1 rRNA gene (only partly in view) is annotated in these 1,179 nt (G+C 57.2%); it reads left to right on the plus strand.

From position 1 onward, the window contains the following. Positions 1-1,179: ribosomal RNA gene (locus ACWGIS_RS36225) — 23S ribosomal RNA — on the plus strand; its annotated part runs 1,273 nt beyond the window's last position; the annotation flags it as partial.

Genomic DNA, 1,179 nt, shown 5'->3' on the forward strand with positions numbered 1-1,179 from the left:
AGTAGCGCGCTCAAGACCCGAAGCGGAGTGATCTAGCCATGGGCAGGTTGAAGCGGAGGTAAGACTTCGTGGAGGACCGAACCCACCAGGGTTGAAAACCTGGGGGATGACCTGTGGTTAGGGGTGAAAGGCCAATCAAACTCCGTGATAGCTGGTTCTCCCCGAAATGCATTTAGGTGCAGCGTCGTGTGTTTCTTGCCGGAGGTAGAGCACTGGATAGGCGATGGGCCCTACCGGGTTACTGACCTTAGCCAAACTCCGAATGCCGGTAAGTGAGAGCACGGCAGTGAGACTGTGGGGGATAAGCTCCATGGTCGAGAGGGAAACAGCCCAGAGCATCGACTAAGGCCCCTAAGCGTACGCTAAGTGGGAAAGGATGTGGAGTCGCACAGACAACCAGGAGGTTGGCTTAGAAGCAGCCACCCTTGAAAGAGTGCGTAATAGCTCACTGGTCTAGTGATTCCGCGCCGACAATGTAGCGGGGCTCAAGCGTACCGCCGAAGTCGTGTCATTCCAGCACATACCCCCAACGGGGGCTGGGATGGGTAGGGGAGCGTCGTGTGCCGGGTGAAGCCGCAGCGGAAGCTAGTGGTGGACGGTTCACGAGTGAGAATGCAGGCATGAGTAGCGATACACACGTGAGAAACGTGTGCGCCGATTGACTAAGGGTTCCTGGGTCAAGCTGATCTGCCCAGGGTAAGTCGGGACCTAAGGCGAGGCCGACAGGCGTAGTCGATGGATAACCGGTTGATATTCCGGTACCCGCTGTGAAGCGTCAAACATCGAGCCCATTAATGCTAAGGCCGTGAAGCCGTTCCGGACCCTTCGGGGAAAGGAAAGTGGTGGAGCCGCCGGCCCAAGGTGGTAGTAGGTGAGTGATGGGGTGACGCAGGAAGGTAGTCCATCCCGGGCGGTGGTTGTCCCGGGGTAAGGGTGTAGGACGTCAGGTAGGTAAATCCGCCTGGCAATAGTCTGAGACCTGATGCCGAGCCGATTGTGGTGAAGTGGATGATCCTATGCTGTCGAGAAAAGCCTCTAGCGAGTTTCATGGCGGCCCGTACCCTAAACCGACTCAGGTGGTCAGGTAGAGAATACCGAGGCGTTCGGGTGAACTATGGTTAAGGAACTCGGCAAAATGCCCCCGTAACTTCGGGAGAAGGGGGGCCATCACTGGTGATC

The sequence above is a fragment of the Streptomyces sp. NPDC054842 genome, assembly GCF_053611025.1.